The sequence below is a fragment of the Gordonia sp. UBA7860 genome (assembly GCF_002500165.1).
Classification (GTDB): domain Bacteria; phylum Actinomycetota; class Actinomycetes; order Mycobacteriales; family Mycobacteriaceae; genus Gordonia; species Gordonia sputi.
Genome location: NZ_DLSO01000024.1, coordinates 26,660 through 50,800, shown reverse-complemented (window position 1 = coordinate 50,800; position 24,141 = coordinate 26,660). Strand labels below are relative to the sequence as shown.

Here is a 24,141-nt window from a genome sequence, read left to right as displayed (position 1 = left end):
CTAGACGGGTCCCGCGACGATCAGCCCGAGGCGCGGGTCATCTGCACAAGCATCCTCCCGATTGACTCTGGTACGGGCCGGACGCCGCTGGCTGCTTGACTCCGTAGTCCGAAGAGCGTGTCGAACACCATCCCGGATAGAAAGGTGATGAGGTCGGTGGCGTCGGCCGCGGGGTGGCGCGACCCCAACGCTGCGAGCAGAGAGGTGGCGCGCTCCAGCGAGAACAAGCATGAGCCGAGTTCTGTTCGCAGCGAATCGTTCTCACGAACTTCCGGCAGCAGAGCGAACATCGCGAGTGCATCGGCGCGGCGCGGGCCGTCGAAGGCCTCCAACTGCTCCGCGATGAACGCCGCTGCGGAGTCGGCAGTCAATTCTGCGGGCGGCCCAGCTCTGTCCATGGCTTCACGCGAGCGCTCGCGGACCCGTCCAATGGTCGCCGAGATCAGCGCCTCGCGCGTCCGGAAGTAGTACGACGTCGAGCCCTTCGGCAGTGCGGCCGCACGGTCGACGGCGCCGTGTGTCAGCGCGCGTGCGCCACCGTCGGCGTCGCCGACGCCATCTACCTCACCGCAACTCTTCGACGCATCGCCCGCGACGGGACACTGTTCATAGCGACGTCGAACTACCCCCCGCAACAACTGCTGCCAAACCCGTTGATGCACGACCGCTTTCAACAGGCGATCGATCTCATTGAGCGAGAGTATTCGGTGATCTGGATCGGGGAGGGCGACGACTACCGAAGGTGCAATGGCCCGATACGTCACGGCTTCGCATCCGGAACCTGGTCATCGACGGAGTCTGAGCAGATCACGCGGATGTTGCCCACACAAATCGATATGAACGGCCAGTCGGTCGCGGTTCTACACAACGCCACGGCGGCGGCAGTTGCGTTCGTCGAGCTCTGCGAGCGGCCGCTGGGGATGCGGGAGTACCTCGCGCTGACCGAGCGGTTCCGCGAGATCACTCTCCGCGACGTACCCGACCTCGCCCTCGTGGACCGAGAACCACTGCAGCGCTTGGGAAATCTGGTCGACATCTGTTGTGACCGGGACATCGTTCTCAACATTGTGTCTCAGGGAACTCCACGCGACATCCTCCGCGCGAAGCGGTCACCGCCCGATGCGGCCCGCACAATAAGCCGATTGTCGATGCTGCGGCCCACAGCCAACACGACTCATCTCGACGCGGAAACGTGATCGGCCGACGCCCTGTTCGCGGCGCGTGCGGCGTCGAGAAGCGTTGTGCCGTTGGCGAGATGCGCAACAAGCGTGCCCGCGAAGACATCGCCTGCACCCGTGGTGTCCACCACGTCGACCTGCGGAACGTCGAGGATGTCCAGCGATCCGCTCCCGGCGACCACCACGTCGTCGCCACCTCGCGTGATGATCACGGATCTGCTGATAGTCAACAACTTTCGCGCGAGGTCAGACGGCTCGGCATCCTCTGACAAATCTGCGTAGTACGCCGCCTCGATCTGATTGACGATCAGCGGGTCGGCTTCGGCGAGGATCGACGGGTCGACCGGTGCAGTCGGGCTGGGATTCAGGACGAATCGAATCTCGCTGTCTTGGCACCACGTCGCGGTTGCAGCGGTGACCTCGGTGGGCGATTCCAACTGCGTCATCACGACGGCGGGGCGCAGCGCGTCGAGTGCCGCGCCGACGTCGTCGGGGGTCAGTTGGCTGTTGGCGCCGGAGATCACGATGATGCTGTTGTCGCCATCCTCGTCGACCTCGATGACCGCATGGCCGCTGGTGCCCGATACCCGTCGCACGTACGTGACGTCGACGCCCACGTCGACGAGATCAGACACCAACCGGTCTCCAGCCGCATCGGTGCCCGTCGCACCCACCAGCGCGGTTGACGCGGCCGCGGCGGCGGCTCGTGCCTGATTGGCTCCTTTGCCGCCGGGACGCTCGGTCAACGACCGACCGAGGACCGTCTCACCGACGGCGGGTCTGTGGGCGAGTGTGACCACCAGGTCGAGATTCAACGTTCCGACGACCGCCACCACTCCTGAACCTGTTGCCTCCATACCCCGAGTATGCCGTTACGCCGGTCGCGTAGATTGCTGTTCGATCACCGAGATGGAGGAGAGCAGATGGCCGCGTCACGCTGGAAACGAGTGCAGACACTGGCACGCATCCTCGGCGGACATCAGGTTGCACCAGACACCGAGACCCCTCACGTCACCTTCTTCGACGATCCGCAGCGCACGCTGCGTCGCTACGGCACCGCCGAGCAGGTTTCCGCCGCCCGCGCATCAGGCAGGCCGCCGATCCTGCTGGTCCCGCCGCTCGCGGTGCCTGCTCGCTGCTACGACCTCGGGCCGGGGCAATCGGCAGTCGAGCATCTCCTCGCCGCGGGACGCATCCCGTACGTCGTCGACTTCGGCGACGTCGGGCAGGCACACCGGCAGGTCGGCTTCGAGACCTACTTCGACGACATCGTTCCGCAGGCGATCGACCGAGTGCTCACCGACTACTCCGCCGATGAGGTCGACGTCGCCGCGTGGAGCCTGGGCGGGACCGTGTCGCTCCTGATGATCGCGGCGCACCCAGACCTGCCGGTGCGCTCGATCACCGCGATCGGTACACCGCTCGACTACCCCGTGACGCCGTACCCGCTCGTCAAACGGGTCATGCAACCGGTCGGCGGTGTGCCGATCACGGGCGCGCTCAAGGTGATGGGCGGCATTCCCGCGCCACTGGTGCGTATCGCCTACCGCGCGCTGGCCGCCGACCGCGAACTCAAGAAGCCGCTCTACATCCTGCGCAACGCAGACGACCACGAGGCGCTCGCTCGCATGCAGGTCATCGACCGATTCCAGAACGCCATGCCGGGCTATGCGGGCAAGGTGTCGCTACAGATGTGGGAGAACTTCGTCTACCGCGACGAATTAGCTTCGGGTGTAGTCGATTTCGATGTTCGCATTGTCGATCTGACGACGATCCGCAAGCCCATCCAACTCTTCGGCAGCCACCCGCGACGCCATCGCGAGCTGGGAAGCCGCTCACCACGGCGTCGAACTTCTCAGCGGCTCAACCGACGTGCACTTCCAGACCGTCGAGACCAGTCATCTCGGCCTGATCGCAGGCGACGCCGCTGCGGAACAGACGTGGCCGCGCGTCGAAGAGTTCCTCGACGAGCTCGACACACGAGAAGTGCTGCAGCACAAGTGACGTCAGCTCTCGGCTGATGCTGTCCGCCGAGCGGCCAACCACGCGTGCACCATCGGGACGGCGCTTGCTCCCTCGCCACTCGATGCGGCGACACGCTTCATCGACTGTGCCCTGATGTCGCCCGCGGCGAAAACCCCTGCGACACTTGTGGCGAGATTCGGTGGCGGGAGTTCGCCGGGCCACTGATCCTTCGGAACGTCGCGTCCGGTCAGTACGAAGCCGCGATCGTCGAGCGCAATCGTGTCGGGCAGCCAGTCGCAATGCGGTTCGGCACCGATCAGCAAGAACAGTCCGCCTGCGCTCACCCGCTCGCTGGCGCGAGTGACGGTGTCGCACAACTCCAGCCATTCGAGTTGGCCATCGCCACCGCCGTCGATGACCTCGGTGGTACCACGCACATCGATCCGCGGGTGATACGCGATCTCCCCGATCAGATACTGCGACATCGTCTCGGTGAGGTCTGACCGTCGAATCAGAATCGTCACCGAGCGCGCGAAGCGGGCGAGATGAATCGCGGCCTGCCCGGCAGAATTTCCACCACCGACGACGAACACGTCGCGCCCGTCCATCTCGCGTGCCGCGGACATTCCCGCACCGTAGTTCACACCCGACCCGACAAGCGATTCCAGCGATTCGACGCCCAGCCGTCGATACGCGACACCGCTCGCGATGAGCACACTCCTCGCAAGCACGTCGCCACCCTCGGTGCAGAGGCGATGCGGTGCATCGTCGACGCCGAGTCGCAGTTCGTCGACAGGCCACCCGGAGTAGAAGCGCGCACCGAAACGTGTTGCCTGCGTACGTGCACGCTGCGCGAGACGCATCCCCGAGATGCCACGCGGGAAGCCTAGGTAGTTGCGGATCATCGAACTCGTACCAGCTTGTCCCCCAACGACATCGGATTCCAGAACCACCGTCGACAAGCCCTCCGACGCGCCGTACACGGCGGCCGCGAGTCCCGCGGGTCCTGCGCCGACGATCGCCAGATCGACGACCTCGTCCTCGTCCACATCCGATGGCCGTCCGAAGATGAGCGCCGATACGTCGCGTGGCGTGCCCGGTGAGATCACACGGTTGCGCAACTTCGGGGCCATGGACTGGACGAGCGGAAACCGAACCGGTGCGCCACCCGAGTCGTACAGCGCGAGCGCCGCCTGCCCCTCGACACTGTCGCTGGAGTACATCCGATTGGGCATCCCCATGCGGTCGAGGAGGTCTCGGATGCCCAGCGTGAGCGCCGACGACGAGTCGCTGATGACGCGAACGGAGTCGACGACCGGGGTCGCGACGGTCGCACCCCAGTCGGACAGCATCTCGGTGATCGCGTAGTGGAATTCCTCGTCGCGAGCGCCACGCGGCATCAGCAGAAAGGTGTCGAACTTGCCTTTCGCGAGGGCGGGTCGCAGCATCTCGATGTGGGTGCCGAAGTTCTCCCACGAGATGATGACGACGCGTTTGGCCGTCGGCACGATGGAACGAAAAGTGCTCAGCGCCTCGAACACCGACATGTCCGGCAACTCGGACTCCACGACGATCTGCGCCACCGGAACCCCGTCGCCCACAAGGCTGCCGAGGAGCACTATCGCTCCGACCCCCGACTCCGCACACTCGATGCGATAGTCGCGGAGATACCGACCGAACTCACCGCGAAGTTGCTCTGAGTGGCCGGACGACACGAGCACGATTGCGGGTTGATCACCCATAACTCCAGTGTGGCAGGAAAAGGCGCGGTGGAGTGGAGACTGAAGGCGCAACCACGCAACCGCGCGGAATAGATTGCTAGGCTGACCGGCATGCATGTGGATCCCACTGTCGGTGTCGCCAGCGCTGGCTTGATCGGCGGATATGCGACCGCGCGGTACACCGGCAAACGTCCTCTCGGGGGCGTGGTCCTCGGCCTGGCGGGCGCCTGGTGCACGCGGCAGTGGCTGAGCCGGGGGCCCGGACCCGCCGCCGGACTTCTCACGGGCTACCTCGCGGCGTTCGGGCTCTCGCACCCACTCGCCAAGAAGATCGGCGCATGGCCGTCGGTCTTCGCGGTGACCGGGGCATTCGGCGCCGCGACGTGCGCCGTCACCTCCCGTACCGCCGCCACCTCTAGTGCGGGAGCCTGAAGTATGGCGTCCAAGCCGCACGTGGTGATCATCGGAGCCGGATTCGCCGGCGTACACGCCGCTCGGCGACTCAAGAAGGAGCCGGTCTCGGTCACCGTCATCGACCGTGGCACCAGCCACCTCTTCCAGCCGCTGCTCTACCAGTGCGCAACCGGCATCCTCTCGGAAGGCGCGATCACCAGCCCCATCAGGCATCTGCTTCGACGCCAGCGCAATGTCAACGTGGTGCTCGGCGAGGCCGACGATATCGACGTCGCGGCAAAGGTTCTCACCATTCTCGGGGCCGACGGCAGTCCCACGACGATCAGCTACGACTACCTCGTCGTCGGGACCGGCATGCGTACCGCGTATCACGGCTGCGACGACGCGATCGAGAACTCGATCGGCATGAAGACACTCGACGACGCACTTGCGATTCGACGACAAGTGTTGGGCGCCTTCGAGATTGCCGAGACTCTCACCGATCCCGACGAGCGTCGGGCATGGCTCACGTTCGCTGTCGCGGGCGCCGGCCCAACCGGCGTCGAAATTGCCGGGCAGATACGCGAATTGGCGACGCTCTCACTCGGACGAGAGTTCGACTCCATCGATCCCACCGAAGCCCGGGTGCTCCTGTTCCACGGGTCTGATCGTGTCTTGCCCTCGTTCAGTGAGTCATTGTCGAAGCGGGCGCAGCGCACCCTCGACAAGATCGGCGTCGAAACCCATCTCGGTGTCCACGTCGTCGACGTCGGCGAGGACACAGTTCAGACCAAGGACAAGAAGACCGGCGAACTCACGACATTCGAAGCCAGAACGACGTTGTGGACCGCAGGAGTCGAGGCCGTCCCGTTCGCACGGACTCTCGCCAAGGCGCTCGGCGTCGAGCAGGATCGTTCTGGGCGGATTCCGGTGCGCGACGACCTCTCCGTCGAGGGGCATCCCGACGTGTTCGTCGCGGGCGACACGTCGTCGTTGAACAACCTGCCCGGTGTGGCCGAGGTGGCCATGCAGGGTGGACGTCACGTGGGTGGCGTGATCGCGGATCTCGTTGCGGGACAATCGGAACGTAAGCCGTTCACGTATCACGACCTCGGGAATGCCGCCTACATCGCGCGACGCAATGCCATTGTGCAGAGCGGTCCGCTGGAGATGTCGGGAACCTTGGGCTGGCTCGCGTGGGGAGTGATCCACGTGGCTTTCCTCGCAGGCGTTCGGAATCGGATGGGCGCAATGGTGACCTGGTCTGCAACGCTGATCACGGGCACTCGAAGCGAACGAGCCATCACCTACGGCGACCCTCGCAGAGCGCATCAGCCCTACCCCGACGAATGACATGTACATCATCGGCATCGTCGCGGCTTGCCTTGCAGCACTGGCATACGGACTTTCGACAGTCCTGCGTGCCAAAGGGGCACAAGAGGCGGCACAGGACTCCGGCAACAGCGGATCGGCGAGCGGTGCACTAGCGGCGTTGCGCAATCCGACGTTTCTCCTCGGCACACTGACCGTGATGCTCGGATTCGTCGGCGGAGCGGTCGCGGCGCGTTTCCTGCCGCTGTTCCTCGCGCAGTCGATCGTGGCGGGCAACCTCATCGTGACGGCGCTGTTGGGCACGGTGATGCTCCACACCGCGCTGCACGCCAAGGACTGGGCGGCGATACTCCTCGTCGTATTCGCACTGTGCGTACTGGGCGCATCGGCGTCGAAGGAGGCGTCGACACACGCCGACATGATGTTCCACTGGGCGCTCTTCGCGGTCACCACCGCGGTTGCCGTCTTCGGCGTCGCGGTCATGCGGATACTCGGAAGCCGCGGAGCCATCTTCGGCGGCGCAATCGCGGGTCTCATGTACGGCGCGCTGGCAGTTGCGGTGCGCGTGCTCGACGGCGTCTCCCCGTTCGACCCCCTCACGGTGCTGAAAGATCCGGCGGCGTGGACCATCGCGATCGCGGGTGCCATGGCGTTCTACATCCAGACCCTTGCGCTGCAGATCGGACCGGTCAACGCCGTCACCGCGGTGCTCGTCGTCGGAGAGACGGGTCTTCCCGCCATCGTCGGCGTGGTGTTCCTCGGCGACAAAGCCGTCGACGGATTGGGGTGGCTCGCGGCCGTCGGCTTCGTGTGCGCCATCATCGGGGCGTCGCTGGTTGCGTGGTTGACAAGCGAGGAAGGCGAGCAGCCCGCCGCGCAGGGAGCGCACACCTAGACTTGGACACCATGAGCACCGATGATGTCGCCGAACAGATCCTGCGCACCTTCGACACGATCACGGTCGTCGGGACACAAAGTCAAGATAGACTGTCTTCGTGCCTATCGACTCACCGGCAGTGGTGTACTGCCGAATCTCACAGGATCGGACCGGTGAAGGCGTCGGCGTAGAGCGCCAGCGCTCCGATTGTTTCAAGCTCGCAGACTCCCTCGGCTGGTCTGTCGTCGAGACTTACACAGACAACGACGTGAGTGCCTACAGCGGCAAGCCGCGACCGGAGTATCGGCGGATGCTCGACAAGCTCAAGACCGGGAACGTCGGCGCGGTCCTGGCCTGGCATACAGACCGGCTGTATCGCTCAATCCCCGACCTGTCGGAACTGATCGAGATTTGCGACGACCGCGGAATCGAGATTCGAACTTGCCGCGCAGGTGAAGTCGACCTGTCGACACCAAGCGGACGGCTGAGCGCAACAATGTTCGCCTCGATCTCACGTTACGAGGTCGAGCGATCCGCGGAGCGCATCCGGAGCGCCAAGGAGGCACAGGCGCGTGAGGGCAAGTACCGGGGCGGCGTTCGGCCAATCGGCTACGAGGTCGGCGGGATGGTGCTTAACGAGACGGAGGCAGCACGCATCCGCAAGGCGGCTGACGACCTACTCGCAGGTGCGTCGTTGATGTCGACGGCGCGGGCTTGGAATGCGGAAGGGTTCACGACAAGTCAGGGGAATCGCTGGACCGCGACCAGCGTCCGGCGCGTGTTGACGCGCGCCCGAAACGCGGGCCTCGTCGAGTCCGATGGAAAGATCGTCGGACCCGCCCAGTGGCCCGCCATCTACGACGCCGACACCCTCAATGCAATCCGAACCATCGTGTCCGACCCGAGTCGACGGTCCTACGTGTCTTTCGCTCGAAGGAACCAGGGCGCCGGTGTCTACCGCTGCGGCCGATGTGATGCGCCGATGCGCGTGCAACACGGGGTGAAGCGCGAGCGGTACTATCAGTGCTCGCGGAGTTATCACCTCTCGCAGATGCAAGCTCCGTTAGACGAGTTTGTGAGCGCCCTTGTCTTGGAAAGGCTCTCAAGACAGGATGCGATTTCTGTTTTTACGTCTGACGATGATGTGGACTTGTCGGATGTGCGTCGGCGTCGCGCCGAACTTCAAGCACGGAAAGATGAGTTGGCGGCGCTTTTCGCGACGGGAAGTATCGACGGTTCGCAGCTACGCCTTGGCAGTGCGAGAATCCAGTCCGACATAGACCGATTGGATAAACAATTGGCGGTCGCGCGTGAGTCCTCCCCAGTTGCCGGCATGATATTGGCGGAAGATATTGCATCTCAATGGGATTCGCTGACGGCCGATATTCGAGGAAAGATCATCGACGCGCTAATGGTTGTGACGGTGCTACCACTCGGCCCTGGGCGAGCTCGGCGTAAAGACTTTCATGTGAGCGAACGAGTGAAAGTGGAATGGAAGCAATGAGCGAAACTGAAATCAGTGTGCAATTTCAAGTGATTGGGCGATGGCGCACACTTTGTCATATGGTGCGAGATGACGGGACCGGGGAATGGCGAGTCGAGCAGAAGCTCTCGGAACGCCAAGGCCGGATGCACCACAGACATGCTCAAGGCCTTGGGCTGAGCGTGCGAAACCCTGGCGCTTGGGTAGGGGCGTACGGTTCGACCCCACCAGGGCATTCATCCGACGTGCCTATCGTCGGTGGAAGCGGTGACAAATGGAGTTTTCCGGGGTCGTTCGTCGTGTCTAAGTCGAAGCTGTCTCCCATTCTCGATCGCTTGGTGAACGCAGGTGAAACCTCTGTCAAACTCGACACACTCGAAACTGCAATCGGCCGACTGTAGCAATCCTGCGGTAGCATCAATGAAGGAGCTGCGGTTACGAACGCAGTGCACCGTCTCACCTGAGTCGGCAGCGAATCTCGGGCCCGTGAAAGCGGGCCGATTGAAAGCTGCCCACAATGCTCTCTCCTGCTGCGAAGTCGGCGCGCGGTCGAATTGCTGCGCTCTCCCGATCCAGGGAGTCGGACGATCCAGATCTTCAAGCTGCACACCGTGACCTGCGTGCCGAACGGCTGGCGTCTCACGTCACCGAGGTAGTTGCGTCTGCTCCACCACTCACAGATGAGCAACGCGAACGAATCGCGGCTCTGCTCCGCGTCGGTCCACGACCCCAGGCCGAACACGCGGACCTCGGTCTCGTCGACGTCGATCACGACGCCATCGGCGGCGATGTCGAATGATTGCAAAGAAAAACCCCGGCGGGCGAGCCGGGGAATCTCAAGCAGTCGAGTGGGTGCGCGACTACCTCGAGTATAGCGAACCGCTCACCGTTGAGGAGCGCTCTGAGGTCGCTGCCGTGTCTGTCGTCGTCGAACTCGGCTACCGGCCTGCCGTGCAGTGCACGTCGTGCGGGTCGTGGCTCGTAGCTCCGAAATCCGTTGCGTTGCATCGTGGCCCGGTTTGCCGGAGCAAGGACGGTGACGCATGACGTCACTGACCTATGAGCGCGCAAACAATCTTCGGTACAAACTCATCGACGTCGAATTGCCCGAGGGTGTCGACCGGGCGATGTTCTGTGCGTTGCTCACTGCGGGCGTCCGCGGCTGTTTGGAGCAGGAGCTCGACGCACTCGAGGACAGTCGGAATGCGATGAAGGATGCGGCCCTGGCGATCTCGCAGGCTGCGGACTGGAATGCCGTCGCCAAGCGGCTCCGTGACCGTGACGCCGCAATTCGTTCCGGCGCTTTCGTTGAGCGGGTGATCACATGAGCGTGCCCAACTTCTACGACGCGCCCGAATTTGACGAGAACGGATTACCCTGTCAGACAGCGACTCTCGCTGACGTCCACGCGGCCTTCACCGACTGGCTCGGTGACGATTACGACACCGACGCGCTCGACGCGGTGCTCGCTGCTGCGGCTGTCGAGCAACTCGACGGAGACCCGCTCTGGTTGCTACTGATCTCCGGTTCAGGCAACGCTAAGACCGAGACAGCCCAGGCGCTCGCCGGTGCTGGTGCAATCGTCACATCGACAGTCTCATCACCAGGTGCCCTGTTATCGGCGACCGCACAGAAGGACCGCGCCAAGGACGCGACGGGCGGACTCCTGCGAAAGATCGGTGACCGCGGCGTGCTGGTCGTCAAGGACGTCACGTCGATTCTGTCGATGAACAAGGATGCTCGCGCCGAGGTGCTCGCCGCGCTGCGCGAGGTCTACGACGGGCACTGGTCGCGCAACGTCGGCTCCGATGGTGGCCGCACGCTCGACTGGCATGGCCGCATCGTTGTCGTCGGAGCCGTCACGACCGCCTGGGATAAAGCGCACGCGGCCATCGCGTCAATGGGTGACCGGTTCGTGCTGGTGCGCATGGATTCCCGTTCTGGTCGCCAGAAGGCCGGCAGGCAGGCTATCGGCAACACCGGCCACGAGGCTGCGATGCGTGCAGACCTCACGGACGTTGTGGGTTCGCTGCTGCACAGAGATCTCGTCGGCGTCGCACTCACCGAGGACGAGACCGACAAGGTGCTCGCCGCTGCCGATCTGGTGACGCTCGCACGCACTGGTGTCGAGTTCGACTACCGCGGCGACGTCATCGACGCACACGCGCCCGAGATGCCCACCCGATTCGCCAAGCAACTCGCACAGGTGATGCGCGGCGCGGTCGCGCTCGGAATGGACCGCCAGCATGCCTTGCGGCTGGCGATCCGGTGCGCGCGCGACTCGATGCCTCCGCTGCGCCTGGCAATTGTCGACGACCTCGCTGCGAACCCAGGCTCATCGACGACCGAGGTACGCAAGCGGCTGGATAAACCGCGCAACACCGTCGACCGCCAACTCCAGGCGCTACACATGTTGGGAGTCCTCACCTGTGACGAGGAACAGCAAGGGGACATGCGCACCGTTTGGCGATACTTCCTCGCCGACGACATCGATCCGTCGTCCCTACTTGTGCCAGAAAAGTTAGTACCTGCGCGTAGGACTACTGGAAAGAGCGGTGATTCCAGGTGACTCCTACCCGCCCCTACTTACATATCTGGCACAACTCTCGGAGGCTCCCTCTCTGTGGCGCCTGCCGGTTCCCGATGAGTTTTGACGAGGACATCGAGCGCGGCCAGCACCTGACATGCGTGCCGATCGCCTGGCCTCGAGGCTCCGTGCAACGCGCCCGCATTCGACGACCATTCCGCTTCCCGAAGGAGACACACCGATGAGCCAATCCCCAAACCGTGAGACCGACGTGTTGATTTACGCCGCGCTCGAGACGACAGATTGTTTCTCGTGGGTGATTGACACCCTCAGCGATCACGGCGTCTGCGACGACCACCAGTTCGAGACCGATGCGCTCGCCGAGACGGTCGCCAATCTGCACCGAGCCACCTTCGAGTTCACCCACTACTCCGATGGCAGACCAATCCGAGCCACCGAGGTCGTCGACGGCGGCATTCACATCTCGCATGTGTTCGCGGCCGTCGTCGAGCAACGCGGCGAACGACTCCTCTTCACCGATCGGAGGTTGCGTGACCCCGGCACACCCGACCGCGGCCACTACCGCGTGTATGTCGACGACGCAGCGGCAACTATTCGTGTCGAGCTATACGGACCGCTGGAGGCGATATGAGCCGCAACGTGTCTCGTCGCGAAGGCGGCGTGGTCGACTTACTCGAGGCGATCCTCACCGACACCGCAGACCTGTCGGGCGCCTTGTGTGTCGGCTCGGCGGAACTGTTCGATCCGCCTGCCCCGTACGAGGACGCCGCTGACACCCGGTACCGGCACGAGAACGCCGAAGCGTTGTGTCATCGCTGCCCGGTGCTCGAGCGGTGCCGGGACTGGGCGGCACAGCGGCGCACTGACGGCTCGGTGGTCGCTGCTCGCTCGCCCCGCCTGCCTGGTCGCCCACGGAGCGTCGCGTGAGGCGCTACGGCAGGGGCGGTTCGGCGTCGGTCTACGTCACCCGCGACTATGCGCGGCCAGTCGTCGTGACGTTGGTCGGTGACCGCTACGGCCTCGACATCGACGAAGCCACACAACTGGCGACTGATCTAGTCGCAGCTATCGACGAACTCAGGAGACAACAGCATGACTGACAAGTTCCCCGACGACCAGGACGTGAAAGCTGTACGCCGTAGCCTGCGCATCGAGCGCGCGGTGATCGGCGCGGTCCTGCACGGATACCGCGCCGACAATCACGGCTTCAACGCCGCGCTCACCGATCTGTGGGTCACCGAGCAGGCGAGCGCCGTTGACATTAACGTCGCCCTGTTCTGGGCGTTGTCTCGCCTGCCTCGCAACGGTGAGGAACCCACACAGCTACAGGATCGGCTCACGGTCCTCTATGGGGTGTCTGATGACGATTGAGAAGGTCTCCGGTGTGCTGCTCGATGCCTCCGACGCCGACTACCTCGCACGCGCGATGAAACTACTCGCCGCACTACTCGAGGCCAAGCAAGGTTCACGTCCGTCGCCTCGGCTGGTCGACCTCGAACGCCGCCTTTCTCGCGCGAGTTCTGACGCGACACGCTCTACCACTAGCGGGTACGTCAGTGGCGCAAAGGATTCGGCGGATCGTGACGCATTGTCTGCCTATGAGTTCGTCGATACCGAACGCGCCGCAAACATCCTCGGATGCACCCCTGGCAATGTCCGAGACCTCGCGCGCCGTGGTCGGCTCCCTGCTGTACGTTCCGGTGGGCGGTGGCTATATCCAGCGGCAGCGGTGGTCGCCCGCGCCGAACGACAGGGGTGACCGTGGCTGAAAAACGCGTCACCGGCGTCGAACTGGTGAAGGTAGGCACCTGGGAAGCTTCCACCGGACCGTGGACAGTGACCCGCGCCGACATCGCCGCCATGATCGACGCCTTCACAGCGGGAGCCGTACGCAAACCCCCGATCAAACTCGGCCACACCGACGAACGATTCGACGGCACACCCAGTTTCGGATTCGTCGACAAACTACGCACAACCAACAACGGCGACACTCTGGTCGGTGATCTCGTGATGCCGGCATGGTTGGCCGACGCCGCACCACTGCACTACCCGGACCGTTCCGTGGAAGCTGCCTACGACTTTCAGGACGGTGCTGGCACGGTGTGGCCGCTGGCTTTGACCGGCCTCGCGCTGCTCGGCGAAGCCGCACCCGCCATCACGTCCCTTGATTCGCTACAGGATCTGGTTGCCGCGTCAGCCCGCAAACGTGTCGCCCTCACAACCACTGGTGCCGGATGGCCCGACACCGGTTACCGCACAACCATTCTCATCGCCGCGGCTCGACGTCGCCGCAACCAACGGAAGGTGCTCTAACATGTCGACCTCTATCTCCAACCCGCGCGTGTACGCGCCCGGTGGTGATGTCACCGCCCAGGCGACCGCCGCCATCACCGCACGCCGATTCGTCGCAATCTCAGGCAACCGCACCGCGGACGGCAACCTTGCAGTGGCACCCGCCGCCGCAGGTGCCCGCACATTCGGTGTCGCCAAGCACGACGCCAACAACGGAGAGCTCGTCGGTGTCGCACGTGACGGCGTTGTCAAAGTCACCGCAGGAGCAGCGATCGCCGCAGGCGCCGACGTCGAGGTCGGCACCGCGGGCCGCGTCATCACCGCCACCAGCGGCAAAGTCGTCGGCTACGCCGTCACCGCCGCCACCAACAACTCCGACGCCGAAATCGCGCTTCTCTGAGAGGAACTGACCCATGCCCAACGCTTTGATCCCCGAACTGACCGGGCGTCGACTGACCGTCGATGTCGCACTCAAGCAACCCGCCCTCATCCGCAACCAGATCGCCAAGCTCGCCGACGAACAACTGTTGCTGCCGAAGTTTTTCTCCAACCTCGGCGCACCTGTCACCGGGGGCGGCATGCTCTATTCGGTGGTGCAGGCGTCCGACTTCTACTCCACCGACGTCGAGAAGCGTTCTCCCGGTAACGAATACCGGGTTGTCGAGGGTGTCGATCCCGAACCCAAACTCGCCGTCGTCGAGGACTGGGGCGGCAAGTTTCAGATCAGCGACGAACAGATCGGCCGCAACGACGTCAGTTACCTAGACCAGCAGACTACGCAGTTGTCGAACACGATTGCCCGCAAGCTCGACGTCGCCGCGATGGGCGCCATTGCCGACGCCACCATCGAAGCCGTCACCGGGCACGACTGGTCGGATCTGGTTCTCGTCGGTCCCGAAACACAACTCACCCCGTCCGGCTCCCGGCCGACCGCCGACCTCTCGGCCGCACAGTTGGCCGCAGACCTCGAGGAACTCGGCGTCACCCACGACCTGCTGGTCGTACACCCGAACGAAGCGCACAGCCTGCGCGTCGCCTACGGTGACGGACTCGACGCCATGCTCAAGAGTGCAGGCGTGACGCTGTTCGCCAACCCGCGCGTCGCTGCCGGAACCGGGTGGGCAGTGCAGGCCGGTGCTGTGGGCACGGTCGGATTCGAAGCCCCACTGACCGTCGACAAGTGGGACGACCGCTCGACGCGCTCCACGTGGGTGCAGGCCTACTGTGTGCCCGCGTTCGCCGTCGACCGCCCCTACGCCGCCAAGAAGATCACCGGCCTCGCCGGATAAAGGAGACGATCATGGCACTGACATTCACCGACGACCAGACCAGCCAACTGTTCGAACTGCTGGGCCTGCCCGCCGACACCGACCCCGCCGACGCCGACGCGATACTCGCCGTCATCGACGACCTCGCCAAGCAAGCCGCCAACACCGGCGACAGCAAGGACGCCAAGCCGTCTGCGGTCGCCGCTGCCGCGAAGCGCATCGGCATGGAGGTCATCGACAGCGACAGCCTCGCCGCGCTCCGCACCGAAGCCGCCGAAGGCCGACAGGTCAAAGCCGCTGCCGCGAAAGCCAAGATCGACGGCCAGGTCAACGATGCGATCCGAGCGGGCAAGATCACCCCGGCCCGACGTGACCACTGGGTCACACTCATCACCGCAGACCCCGGTATGGCCGACGTCCTCGCCTCCGTCCCCGACGAGACCGCCGTCCCCCGAACCGAGATCGGGCACGCCGCCGACACCGACGACCTGACCGACGCCGCAACCTGGTTCCGGTAACCCCCACAACGTTCGGCGCGTCAAACACACCCTCGCCGTAACTCCAGTTCCAGCAACGGGAATGCATGGCCGCGAGAGCCCCCGTCCCCACCAGTGGACTTTCCAGCTCACAGACCGACCAGCGCGCCGACATCAGACCCCCGCAAACCCACCACGGGCGAGCGGGGGTCTACCCATCCCGGCACCCCCACCAAATATCCAGACACCCCCCACACCCTGACTGCCGAGGTAGTCAGGTTTTTTTATTTTCGCAGGTCACAGCGGTTTCGGCTCCGATGGCCCGGGGCTGGCTACTGATCGGCTTCTCGGCTCGCATTCTGGCGTTGCGCACGGATGGAGCGTGCCTCGAGTGCTCGCGTTGAGCGCGCGCGGTGCGGGATCTGCACGATGGGCAACGCGCCTGGTGGAAGCAGTTCCTCGACTGGAAGGTTCTGGATAGGAAAAGTAGAACGCCGACGAAACCACCTGCCAGGCCGTGGCGCCCAGGTCACAATGACGGAAGCGTCGGCCTCGCTCCATGTTTCTGGAAGCCCTAAGTGGATTCTGACCGTGCTACCTGAGTGAATGACAGGCATGGAGTACGCCCAGTGTCCACCTTCCGTTTCAACGCCTGGATCGCAGTTCGATCCGAAAAGTCTGACGTCGTAGGCATCGCCGTCGCCAATGTTCATTAGGGTGCAGGGGGCAGGCCAATATCTGCCGTTGAAGCCAGAGCCGAGGCGCGCGTCGCTTACGAGCCGACCCTCGAGGCGGATTACTGGTCTAGGCCGGTCGAACCATCGGAGTACGAGCGTTACAACCGTCGAGACGAGCGCTGCTACTGGGACAACCTGCCATAGGTTCACGGTCACGGATTCTATGGCCCCGGCATTACCCGGCAGACCTCTTCCTAGGGCATTTTCGCCGGGGGAGAGAAAAACCTGACTACCTCGGCCAGTCAGGTGGTTCCCCCGGTCTCGATATTTTGGGGCTATTGTCCGTTTATGGCCTCGTGGTTTGAACTGACTGGAAACGATTGCGCGGCGTGTGGCGAGCCGGAGAAGCTCAAGCACATTCGGGTGAATGGCTCGGATGGTCTGCCGTATTTGGAGCAGACGAGTGGCCCGAGTTGTTTCATCACGTCCTGCGATGCCTATGTCACGTTCAGGGCTTCGGAGTAGGTCGTGGGCCTGCGTTGGGAAACTCTCAATGCAGCTACCGCTTGTATCGACACCCTACGGGTGGCCGCGCGTTGAACCCCATCCCGTTCGACCCACGACAACCATGCCCCTATCGCGTCCGGCCACGACTGCTAGCACCGTGTCCGTTGGACAGGTGTGATCGTCATGGCACCTTCTCTCGCGTTTCGCGACGACGCGAGTGGTGGCCCTCAAGCACGGTGAGGGACTGGGCTACGTGCTGGTGGCTGGTTTTCGTCGAGCTCACCGGGAAACGACGGGCACGCGGTTGGAGTGGTTGCGTGCGCTGAGTGCCCTTGCTGGGAGTTGAACCCGGCAACCGTTGAGATGAGCACAACGGTTGAGCCGTCAGGGCGTTAGGAGGCTGCGTGGTGAAATTCGCCATGCAGTCGCGGTGATGAGCACCGCGCGGGGCCAACCGTGTACATGACACCCACGGTTGCGGCATAGTCGTCAGGTCGGTCTGCTCTTATCCACTTGTTGGTGAAGAGCAGCCCCGTGCTGAGCACCTCAGTGCTGCACAGTGCCCCGGTCTTGCTCGGAGACCTCGGTGTCAACCGACTCCTTCAACGTGCTCAACAGCTTCTCTGGCTCGTCGCCCATCGCCGCCGACATCCACTTCTTATGGGGATCAGCGTCGTCGGCACGCACGTAGTAGTGAACCCGGTACCCGCCGATGCGACGCCGATTGGTCTTCCGCAGCCGCGTCCACTTCTCGTATTTGCATTTCGCGACGCCGGCACTGAACACGTCTTCTGCGAGTCCGTAGACGACTCCGAGTTCTCGCTCAGTGAGCGCCGTCAACACAACTACCGTCATCCGCCCGTCGTCCCAGACATAGATGAGGCACGCAGACTTCCACACGACGCCGTCCTCAGCCGTGTAGGTCGGCGACTCGTTGCGTTGCTTGACGGTGATGCCGAACTGGGACAGATCCGATGGTTCCGAGCGTCGAACTGCGACAACTGTGAGGCTCATGCGTGCCACCCCAGGTCGATGCAGACGCGGAGGACAGCGAGAGGAAAGAGATAAAGCGAAGCTGTCACGATGATCGTGATGACATCGGCGAGATGTATGATCCGGGCATGGTTCATGACGGAATTCCGATCCGTTGTGGGCCGAGGTCTCGTCCGGTGCTGGAACACCGAGCGGGACCGTTCTCATATAAGAACGGTTCAAGTCGTACGCTTGTCGGGGCCAGCGCCAACCCCGCCAAGCCGTCGAACGGGGTTCCCGCGCTGATGAAGTCGCTGGGCTGGCGCATCATTCCGGTCAATCCCACTGCCGAGACGATTGTCGGGGAGACCGTCTACCCGACCCTCGCCGACGTTCCGGAGCAGGTCGATTTCGTCGACGTCTTCCGCCCGTCGGCCGACTGCCCGCAGATCGCCCGTGAAGCCGTCGCCGCGGGCGCGAAGGCGCTCTGGTTGCAGTTGGGGATCACGTCTCCGGAGGCGCGCGCGATCGCCGAGGAAGCCGGCCTGCTCTACGTCGAGGATCGCTGTCTCAAGATCGAGCAGCAGCGCACCGGGATCACTCCGAAGTAATGAACCACGGTCCGGCGGGACTACCACTGGCGCTGCTCTTCGTGGCGTTTCTGCTGACGTTCGTCATCACCCGCGTCATCACCCGCCTGATCCGCGCGGGTAGAGGACCGTTCCGCAACAATGTCTCCGGCGGCGTGCACATCCATCACGCGGTACCCGGGATCATCCTGTTGATCATCGGCGCCATCACCTCCGTGGCCGCCGACGGCACCGCGCCCGCCGGGGAGATCGCGGCAGTGCTCATCGGTATCGGGGCGTCGTTGGTGCTCGACGAGTTCGCGATGATCCTGCACATGCAGGACGTGTACTGGTCGCGTGAGGGACAACTCTCGGTGCAGGTGGTTGCCCTCACGGTGGCGGCACTCGGGCTCCTGCTGCTCGGTCTCAATCCCGTCACCACCGACGACGACGAATCGGCGCGGTTCGGCGCAGGCCATCTCGTCATTCTCGTGGTACTCGTCGTGCACATCGGCGTGCTGCTTGTCTGCGTGGCCAAGGGCAAGTATTCGACGGCGGTGATCGGCGCCTACCTCCCGCCGGTCGCGTGGATCGGCGCAATTCGGTTGGCGCGCCCCGGTTCTCGATGGGCACGCAAACACTATTCGAAGGCAAAACAGAACCGAGCCACGTATCGCGCCGAGCATTTCGACGCGCGGTTCGGCTCCTACGGACTCAAGCTTGCCGACCTTGTAGCGGGCAGGCCGTCGCAGCCCGACCCCGACGCGCCGAGCACCGCCACCTGAGCGCCTCGCCAATCGATAGCGAACGATTGAATATGACACACTGAATACGTGAGTTCGCAGGACACGGCCAATCCGCACGACATGGGCATCAATCCGCTGCTCCTGGAGCGGCAGGTCTGTTTCGCGTTGGCCGTGGCGAATCGTTCGGTGCTGCGCATCTATCGCCGACTGCTCGAGCCGCTCGGCCTGACGCATCCGCAGTATCTGGTCATGCTCGCGCTCTGGGAATCGGAACCGAGGGCGGTCAAAGAGATTGGCGCGGTGCTTCAGCTCGACTCCGCCACGCTCTCACCGCTGCTCAAGCGACTCGAACAACAGCAGCTCATCGTGAGACGACGTCGCGGCGACGACGAGCGCAACGTCGACGTCGAACTCACGTCGTCGGGGCGTGCTCTGCGTGAGCAGGCGTTGTCGATTCCCGGAGCCGTCGTCGATGCGCTGGGCGTCGAGCTGGCTGATCTCGAAGAGCTGCACGCAGTGTTGACCCGCGTCAACACTGCCGCGGTCGCGGCGGCGAGGGTGCCGAGCGCGTAGGAGCCGAATTGCGCTCGGGTAGATAATGGACCGATGGGTCTACCGATCATCGACCTCTCCACGGCAGCTTCCGATCCCGTGGGATTCGAATCCGCGCTCCTCGACGCGACGCACCGAGTCGGCTTCTTCTACCTCGTCGGACACGGCGTCCCGCAACAGCAGATCGACGAGATCTTGGCTCTGGCCAGGCGTTTCTTCGCGCTTCCCGCGCAAGCCAAGGAGGAGATCAGCCAACTCGAGAGCCCTCACTTCCGCGGTTACTCGCGCCTCGGCGGAGAACTCACCAACTCGCAGGTCGACTGGCGCGAACAGATCGACATCGGCCCCGAGCGCGACGTGATCGAGAACGCTCAGGGATATTGGAATCTGCAGGGGCCGAACCTGTGGCCGTCTGCCCTTCCGGAGCTGCGTCCCGCGTTCGAAAAGTGGGACGCAGCGCTGTCGGGGGTCGGGCTCGAGCTGTTGCGTCACTGGGCGCACGCACTCACCGGCGACGCGACCGTCTTCGACGACGCCTTCGCGACGGCACCGGCCACCCTGATCAAGGTGGTGCGCTATCCGGGCACCACCCAGACATCGCAAGGCGTTGGCGCACACAAGGATTCAGGCGTTCTGACACTGCTGCTCGTCGAACCGGATTCGACAGGCCTGCAGGTCGAGGCGGGCGCAGACGAGTGGATCGACGCGCCGCCGCTCGAGGGCGCCTTCATCGTCAACATCGGAGAACTGCTCGAGGTCGCGACGGGGGGCTTCCTGCGGGCGACGCGACATCGGGTGCTCGCCCCGGCGCCGGGCACCGATCGGATCTCGATCCCCTACTTCCTCAATCCGGCGCTCGACGCCCGGGTCCCGACGCTCGCCCTCCCGCCCGACCTCGCGCAACTCTCACGCGGTGTCGAAGAGGATCCGGCCAATCCGCTCTACTCGACGTACGGCGAGAACGCGTGGAAGTCGAGGACACGCGCGCATCCCGACGTCGCGGCGCGTCACCACGGCTAAGGTCGGACTTATGTCCGTGTCGGGTGAGGTGTCGGTGCAGGGAGTCCAGTCATGAACGCGGTCGCGTGGATCGTCATCATCGTGACCATCGTGGTCGCGTTGATCATTCTGGCGGGAGCGGCGTGGTTCGCCGTCGACTCCGACAAGCGGGTTCGACGCTTCGCCCGCTCCAACGACCTCATCCCCGGCCAGCCGAGCCGCGCCCCGGATGACTGGACGACGTCGACCTCGCGGGAGGCTCGGATGCACCGTCGAATCCGCTACGCGATTGCCGACGTGCACCAGAACCCGTGGATCGCCAACGACGCCGGCCTGGTGGCCGAGCGCGACCGCCTCGACGCAGCCGTGTTCGACTTGGACGACAAGCTCATTCACGCCTCGACGCTCCCCGAGGAGGGGCGGGAGTCGGAGCTCGAAGCGATCGATGCCGCCATCGTCGAACTCGAGGAACTACCGAAGAAGCTGTGGGAGACGCCCGCCGAGCAGCAGCGCAGCGATATCGACGCCGCGATCAGCACCATCGGGCGCGTGTGATCTCAGGCGGTCAACTCGATCAGCTTGCGGACGGTGCGTAGGTTGCGACCCGTGCCCTGTACGCCGAGTCCTCGGGCGATCACGGGTGCCGTCAGCTTCGAGGTGCCTGCGCCCTCTGCGTAGCGGATGTGCAGGTCGGAGCCGACGACCTCACAAAGATCATTGCCGAAGTCCTTGTCCGAGAACGCTTTCAATCGATCCTCCGGTGGCGCGTCGACCAGAAAGTAGACGTAGGAGAACTTCTCGTCGACGACATCGAAAGGGTGGATGTCGAGAGCGGTCACGAGCTCGTCGCGGGAACGACTGATCACTTCACGGAAGAATCCGTAGCGCTGCTCGATTGCAGCCTCGAGTGCTCTGTCGAAATGGTTCGATGCCGCGGGTGGCGTGCAGATCAGGTTGCCAGAAGCTATGTACGTCGAGATGTCGGTTGCCCCGAGATCGGCTGCGATGCTGCGTAATTCCTTCATCGGAACTTTCGCGCCTCCGACGTTGATGGCTCTGATCAGCACTGCTCGACGTGTCATGTGTACAGTGTCGCACCGACTCTGGTGCGCGAGTAAGCGTCGTTGGTCCTGACCTGAGCGTTCAGATCACGAGTGGCCGCTCGGGTGGTGGCGGACCGACATAGCGAGCGGCGGGCCGAATGATCTTGCGGCTGTTCGCCTGTTCGAGGATGTTGGCACACCACCCGACCGTGCGGCTCACCGCGAAGGTCGGCGTGAACATCGAGCGTGGAATGCCGCAGGCGTCCATCACCACGCCGGCGTAGAACTCGACGTTGGCGTAGCGCGGGTGGTCGGGGTGCGCTTCGGCCAACGCCTGCACGATCGCCTGTTCCGCCGCGATCGCGGCGTCGACCGTCGGTCCGCCGAGACCTTGCGCGACCTCTCGCAACAGCACCGATCGCGGATCTTCGGTGCGGTAGACGGCGTGACCGAAACCCATGATCCGACGACGCTGCGCCACCTGCTCGCGCGCCCACGTCAGGGCGTCGCCATGGGCGACGATCTCGTCGAGGGAGTCGAGCGCGCGATCGGGGGCGCCGCCGTGTAACGGACCCGAGAATGCGCCGAGCGCGCCGCACAAGGCCGCGTGGACGTCGGCTCCTGTCGACGCGATGACACGCGCGGTGAAGGTCGAGGCGTTGAATCCGTGATCCATGGTCAGAATGAGGTACTGCTCGACGGCGCGGGCGTACTCCCGTGATGGCTCGGTGCCGGTGATGAGGTAGAGCCAGTTGGTTGCGACGCTCAGGTCGTCTCGCGGCGTAAGCGGCTCCTGGCCTGTGCGAATGCGGTGCAGCGCTGCGAGGATCGTCGGCGTGAGTGCGGTTGCCCGCAGAGCGTCGAATTGCCGCGCCTGCGCGTCGGAATCCCAGAGGGGCCGCACCCCGAAGGTGGGGCCGAGCGCCGACATCACCGTGCGCAGACCGGTCAGGAGTTCACGTTCTCCACCGAGCATTGCCGACGTCGCCAGGATGCCGGATATCTCGTCGGGGAGTGTCCGCAGCGCTCTGGTCGCCGCGACGAAGGAGCGCAACTCTGCCTCGTCGGGTAGACGCCCGTGCACGAACAGGAACCACACGTCGTCGAAGGTCTTGGTGCGCGCGAGGTCGAGCGCCGAGAATTCACGGTAGTGGTAGAAGCCCTCATCGCCACGGACATCGCCGATTTCGGTGTCGGCAACGACGACGTTCGCGAGGCCTGCGGGCGCGATCAGCACATCAGTCATGACTGCAACGATCACCCCTTGGTGCATCATCGTCAATGTTGATTCAATCAATATGTGCAACGCATTCATCGACGCCGCTGGCCGACCCCTGTGCACCATGACGGACGCGACTACTTGACGACAGCACAGGTCGCAAAGGTGTTGGGGGTCAAGACATCAACGGTCTACGCCTACGTCAGTCGTGGACGGTTGCAGAGTCAGCGGATCGACGGTGTCTCGGGGAGCGTGTTTCCGGTCGACGAGGTCGAGAAGTTGTTGACCGAAGGCCGTCCACGGCCGCCGGCGGGCGTCGTCGAACGCATCCGGACGCAACTGTCCTATCTGCACGACGACCGGCTGTACTACCGGGGACACGACGTCGGCGACCTGGCGCGGGACATGTCATTCGAGCAGGTGGCGGCACTGTTGTGGGAGCAATCGTGGCTAGATACTCCGCCAGGAGTGGTCGGCGATGTGCCGGGGCGAGTCGACGCCGCGCTTGGCCCGACCGCGCGAGGTCTTGATCGAATCCGGCTGATCGTCGACCTCCTCGGAGCCGACGACGCGCGCAGGCATCAACTCGATCCCGCAGCGGTGGCCGACAAGGCGGTGACGATTCTGGAGGCGATCGTCGGAACCGAAGTCGTCGACGATTCTCATGTCGGCGTTGATGGATTCGCGGCGCGGCTCTGGCCCCTTCTGTCAGACGAGCCCTTGACGCCGGAGCGGGTGGGGATGCTCAATGCGGCGCTCGTGCTGCTCGCCGACCACGATCTGTCCGCGGGAACGGTCGCAGCCCGCGTTGCGGCGAGCGCGAGGGGAAGCGTGTACGCGGTGATCAGTGCGGGCCTCGGCGCGTTCGACGGTCCGATGCACGGCGGCGCAACGACTTTCGCGTACCGGTTTCTTGCCCAAGCTCTCGACGATCCGGAGTCGGTTGTCGGTGAACGCTTGCGCATGGGCGATCGGATTCCGGGTACCGGGCATGTCGTCTACCGGCAGAGCGACCCGCGCGCGGTGACGTTGATGGAAATGCTGCGGGACGCGGGTGACGGGGACCCGCGTGTGATGAGAGCGGTGTCGAGTGTGATGGGTGCGCTGGGGTCGTCGACATTCGTCAACTCGGACTTCGCGTTGGCCGCGCTCGCCCTGAGCTATCGGATGCGCCCCGATGCCGCGGAGACGATCTTCGCCGTCGCGCGGATGGTCGGGTGGACCGCGCACGCGCTCGAGGAGTATGGCGAGAAGCGGCTGCGGTTTCGGCCCGAGGGCGTGTACACGGGCGTGCGGCCGGTGGGGGTGTGATCTCGACAAGCTC

The 24,141-nt window shown here is 64.2% G+C and carries 30 protein-coding genes and 1 pseudogene; 25 read left to right on the top strand and 6 right to left on the bottom strand.

Features of this window, described 5'->3' with window-relative positions:
- Positions 1–20 precede the first annotated feature (20 nt).
- Positions 21–662, bottom strand: a complete 642-nt coding sequence (locus B3T59_RS03320) for a TetR/AcrR family transcriptional regulator (protein ID WP_231894791.1) — start codon at positions 660–662, stop codon at positions 21–23.
- Here B3T59_RS03320 and zapE point away from each other — a divergent pair.
- On the top strand, positions 558–1,196 hold the full coding sequence (gene zapE, locus B3T59_RS03315) for an AFG1/ZapE family ATPase (protein ID WP_231894792.1): 639 nt from the start codon (positions 558–560) through the stop codon (positions 1,194–1,196). The two genes, B3T59_RS03320 and zapE, sit on opposite strands and share 105 nt — an antisense overlap.
- Here the strand turns inward: zapE and B3T59_RS03310 are convergent.
- Positions 1,175–2,035, bottom strand: coding sequence for a ribokinase (locus B3T59_RS03310; protein ID WP_064861267.1), 861 nt, complete (start codon positions 2,033–2,035; stop codon positions 1,175–1,177). The genes zapE and B3T59_RS03310 overlap by 22 nt on opposite strands.
- A 66-nt stretch (positions 2,036–2,101) precedes the next feature.
- On the opposite strand from B3T59_RS03310, the pseudogene B3T59_RS03305 reads away from it, so the two are divergent.
- A pseudogene (locus B3T59_RS03305) lies at positions 2,102–3,182 on the top strand (alpha/beta hydrolase).
- A 2-nt stretch (positions 3,183–3,184) separates the two neighbouring features.
- Here B3T59_RS03305 and B3T59_RS03300 read toward each other — a convergent pair.
- Positions 3,185–4,885, bottom strand: a complete 1,701-nt coding sequence (locus tag B3T59_RS03300; protein WP_039854707.1) for an FAD-dependent oxidoreductase — start codon at positions 4,883–4,885, stop codon at positions 3,185–3,187.
- A 90-nt stretch (positions 4,886–4,975) separates the two neighbouring features.
- Here B3T59_RS03300 and B3T59_RS03295 point away from each other — a divergent pair, with 90 nt between their 5' ends.
- The 17 genes from B3T59_RS03295 (at position 4,976) to B3T59_RS03215 (ending at position 15,575) form a co-directional block, all read left to right on the top strand.
- Positions 4,976–5,296 carry a hypothetical protein gene (locus B3T59_RS03295; protein ID WP_005203304.1) on the top strand — a complete coding sequence of 107 codons (321 nt, stop codon included), beginning with the start codon at positions 4,976–4,978 and terminating at the stop codon, positions 5,294–5,296.
- A 3-nt stretch (positions 5,297–5,299) separates the two neighbouring features.
- A complete protein-coding gene (locus B3T59_RS03290; protein WP_005203301.1) occupies positions 5,300–6,610 on the top strand; it encodes an NAD(P)/FAD-dependent oxidoreductase in 1,311 nt (436 codons plus the stop codon).
- A gap of 1 nt (position 6,611) precedes the next feature.
- A complete protein-coding gene (locus B3T59_RS03285) occupies positions 6,612–7,484 on the top strand; it encodes a DMT family transporter (RefSeq protein WP_005203298.1) in 873 nt (290 codons plus the stop codon).
- A 100-nt stretch (positions 7,485–7,584) separates the two neighbouring features.
- A complete protein-coding gene (locus tag B3T59_RS03280) occupies positions 7,585–8,970 on the top strand; it encodes a recombinase family protein (protein ID WP_267626570.1) in 1,386 nt (461 codons plus the stop codon).
- 496 nt (positions 8,971–9,466) lie between these two features.
- Positions 9,467–9,748: a hypothetical protein gene (locus tag B3T59_RS03275; RefSeq protein ID WP_267626569.1), complete on the top strand. Its 282-nt coding sequence runs from the start codon at positions 9,467–9,469 to the stop codon at positions 9,746–9,748.
- On the top strand, positions 9,745–9,996 hold the full coding sequence (locus tag B3T59_RS03270; protein ID WP_064906238.1) for a DUF6011 domain-containing protein: 252 nt from the start codon (positions 9,745–9,747) through the stop codon (positions 9,994–9,996). Before B3T59_RS03275 ends, B3T59_RS03270 begins: the two co-directional genes overlap by 4 nt.
- Entirely contained in the window at positions 9,993–10,277 is a 285-nt protein-coding gene (locus B3T59_RS03265; RefSeq protein ID WP_064906240.1) for a DUF2742 domain-containing protein, read from the top strand. Before B3T59_RS03270 ends, B3T59_RS03265 begins: the two co-directional genes overlap by 4 nt.
- Entirely contained in the window at positions 10,274–11,518 is a 1,245-nt protein-coding gene (locus tag B3T59_RS03260; RefSeq protein ID WP_267626568.1) for a winged helix-turn-helix domain-containing protein, read from the top strand. The genes B3T59_RS03265 and B3T59_RS03260 overlap by 4 nt, the downstream gene beginning before the upstream one ends.
- A gap of 199 nt (positions 11,519–11,717) precedes the next feature.
- A complete protein-coding gene (locus tag B3T59_RS03255; RefSeq protein WP_064906282.1) occupies positions 11,718–12,128 on the top strand; it encodes a hypothetical protein in 411 nt (136 codons plus the stop codon).
- Positions 12,125–12,424, top strand: a complete 300-nt coding sequence (locus B3T59_RS03250; protein ID WP_064906250.1) for a WhiB family transcriptional regulator — start codon at positions 12,125–12,127, stop codon at positions 12,422–12,424. Before B3T59_RS03255 ends, B3T59_RS03250 begins: the two co-directional genes overlap by 4 nt.
- Positions 12,421–12,597, top strand: a complete 177-nt coding sequence (locus B3T59_RS03245; RefSeq protein ID WP_197501571.1) for a hypothetical protein — start codon at positions 12,421–12,423, stop codon at positions 12,595–12,597. The genes B3T59_RS03250 and B3T59_RS03245 overlap by 4 nt, the downstream gene beginning before the upstream one ends.
- On the top strand, positions 12,590–12,868 hold the full coding sequence (locus B3T59_RS03240; RefSeq protein ID WP_064906253.1) for a hypothetical protein: 279 nt from the start codon (positions 12,590–12,592) through the stop codon (positions 12,866–12,868). The genes B3T59_RS03245 and B3T59_RS03240 overlap by 8 nt, the downstream gene beginning before the upstream one ends.
- Positions 12,858–13,256, top strand: coding sequence for a helix-turn-helix domain-containing protein (locus B3T59_RS03235; protein WP_064906255.1), 399 nt, complete (start codon positions 12,858–12,860; stop codon positions 13,254–13,256). Before B3T59_RS03240 ends, B3T59_RS03235 begins: the two co-directional genes overlap by 11 nt.
- Positions 13,257–13,258: 2 nt before the next feature.
- Entirely contained in the window at positions 13,259–13,810 is a 552-nt protein-coding gene (locus tag B3T59_RS03230) for a hypothetical protein (protein ID WP_064906284.1), read from the top strand.
- A 1-nt stretch (position 13,811) separates the two neighbouring features.
- Positions 13,812–14,189, top strand: coding sequence for a capsid cement protein (locus tag B3T59_RS03225; protein ID WP_064906257.1), 378 nt, complete (start codon positions 13,812–13,814; stop codon positions 14,187–14,189).
- 13 nt (positions 14,190–14,202) lie between these two features.
- Positions 14,203–15,078, top strand: coding sequence for a major capsid protein (locus B3T59_RS03220; RefSeq protein WP_064906260.1), 876 nt, complete (start codon positions 14,203–14,205; stop codon positions 15,076–15,078).
- 11 nt (positions 15,079–15,089) lie between these two features.
- A complete protein-coding gene (locus tag B3T59_RS03215; RefSeq protein ID WP_064906262.1) occupies positions 15,090–15,575 on the top strand; it encodes a phage protease in 486 nt (161 codons plus the stop codon).
- A 1,688-nt stretch (positions 15,576–17,263) separates the two neighbouring features.
- Here B3T59_RS03215 and B3T59_RS03210 read toward each other — a convergent pair.
- Complete coding sequence (locus B3T59_RS03210) at positions 17,264–17,731, bottom strand: hypothetical protein (RefSeq protein ID WP_005177875.1); 468 nt, start codon at positions 17,729–17,731, stop codon at positions 17,264–17,266.
- 155 nt (positions 17,732–17,886) lie between these two features.
- Here B3T59_RS03210 and B3T59_RS03205 point away from each other — a divergent pair, with 155 nt between their 5' ends.
- The 5 genes from B3T59_RS03205 to B3T59_RS03185 all read left to right on the top strand — a co-directional run bounded on the left by B3T59_RS03205 (position 17,887) and on the right by B3T59_RS03185 (position 21,110).
- Complete coding sequence (locus tag B3T59_RS03205) at positions 17,887–18,300, top strand: CoA-binding protein (RefSeq protein ID WP_267626564.1); 414 nt, start codon at positions 17,887–17,889, stop codon at positions 18,298–18,300.
- The gene (locus tag B3T59_RS03200) at positions 18,300–19,043 is read left to right on the top strand and encodes a hypothetical protein (RefSeq protein WP_005203295.1); all 744 of its coding nucleotides are present in this window, start codon (positions 18,300–18,302) and stop codon (positions 19,041–19,043) included. Before B3T59_RS03205 ends, B3T59_RS03200 begins: the two co-directional genes overlap by 1 nt.
- An 81-nt stretch (positions 19,044–19,124) precedes the next feature.
- Positions 19,125–19,577 carry a MarR family winged helix-turn-helix transcriptional regulator gene (locus tag B3T59_RS03195; protein ID WP_051993741.1) on the top strand — a complete coding sequence of 151 codons (453 nt, stop codon included), beginning with the start codon at positions 19,125–19,127 and terminating at the stop codon, positions 19,575–19,577.
- A 33-nt stretch (positions 19,578–19,610) separates the two neighbouring features.
- The gene (locus tag B3T59_RS03190) at positions 19,611–20,576 is read left to right on the top strand and encodes an isopenicillin N synthase family dioxygenase (protein WP_005203293.1); all 966 of its coding nucleotides are present in this window, start codon (positions 19,611–19,613) and stop codon (positions 20,574–20,576) included.
- A gap of 51 nt (positions 20,577–20,627) precedes the next feature.
- Positions 20,628–21,110 carry a hypothetical protein gene (locus B3T59_RS03185; RefSeq protein WP_005203292.1) on the top strand — a complete coding sequence of 161 codons (483 nt, stop codon included), beginning with the start codon at positions 20,628–20,630 and terminating at the stop codon, positions 21,108–21,110.
- A gap of 2 nt (positions 21,111–21,112) precedes the next feature.
- On the opposite strand, the gene B3T59_RS03180 is transcribed toward B3T59_RS03185, so the two are convergent.
- Positions 21,113–21,637, bottom strand: coding sequence for a DUF1697 domain-containing protein (locus B3T59_RS03180; RefSeq protein ID WP_064906596.1), 525 nt, complete (start codon positions 21,635–21,637; stop codon positions 21,113–21,115).
- Positions 21,638–21,698: 61 nt separating this feature from the next.
- Positions 21,699–22,844 (bottom strand): citrate/2-methylcitrate synthase, encoded by a 1,146-nt coding sequence (locus tag B3T59_RS03175; RefSeq protein ID WP_064861270.1) that lies wholly within the window; start codon positions 22,842–22,844, stop codon positions 21,699–21,701.
- 54 nt (positions 22,845–22,898) lie between these two features.
- On the opposite strand from B3T59_RS03175, the gene B3T59_RS03170 reads away from it, so the two are divergent.
- Positions 22,899–24,128, top strand: coding sequence for a citrate synthase (locus B3T59_RS03170; protein ID WP_287001474.1), 1,230 nt, complete (start codon positions 22,899–22,901; stop codon positions 24,126–24,128).
- The last annotated feature ends 13 nt before the right edge of the window (positions 24,129–24,141 follow it).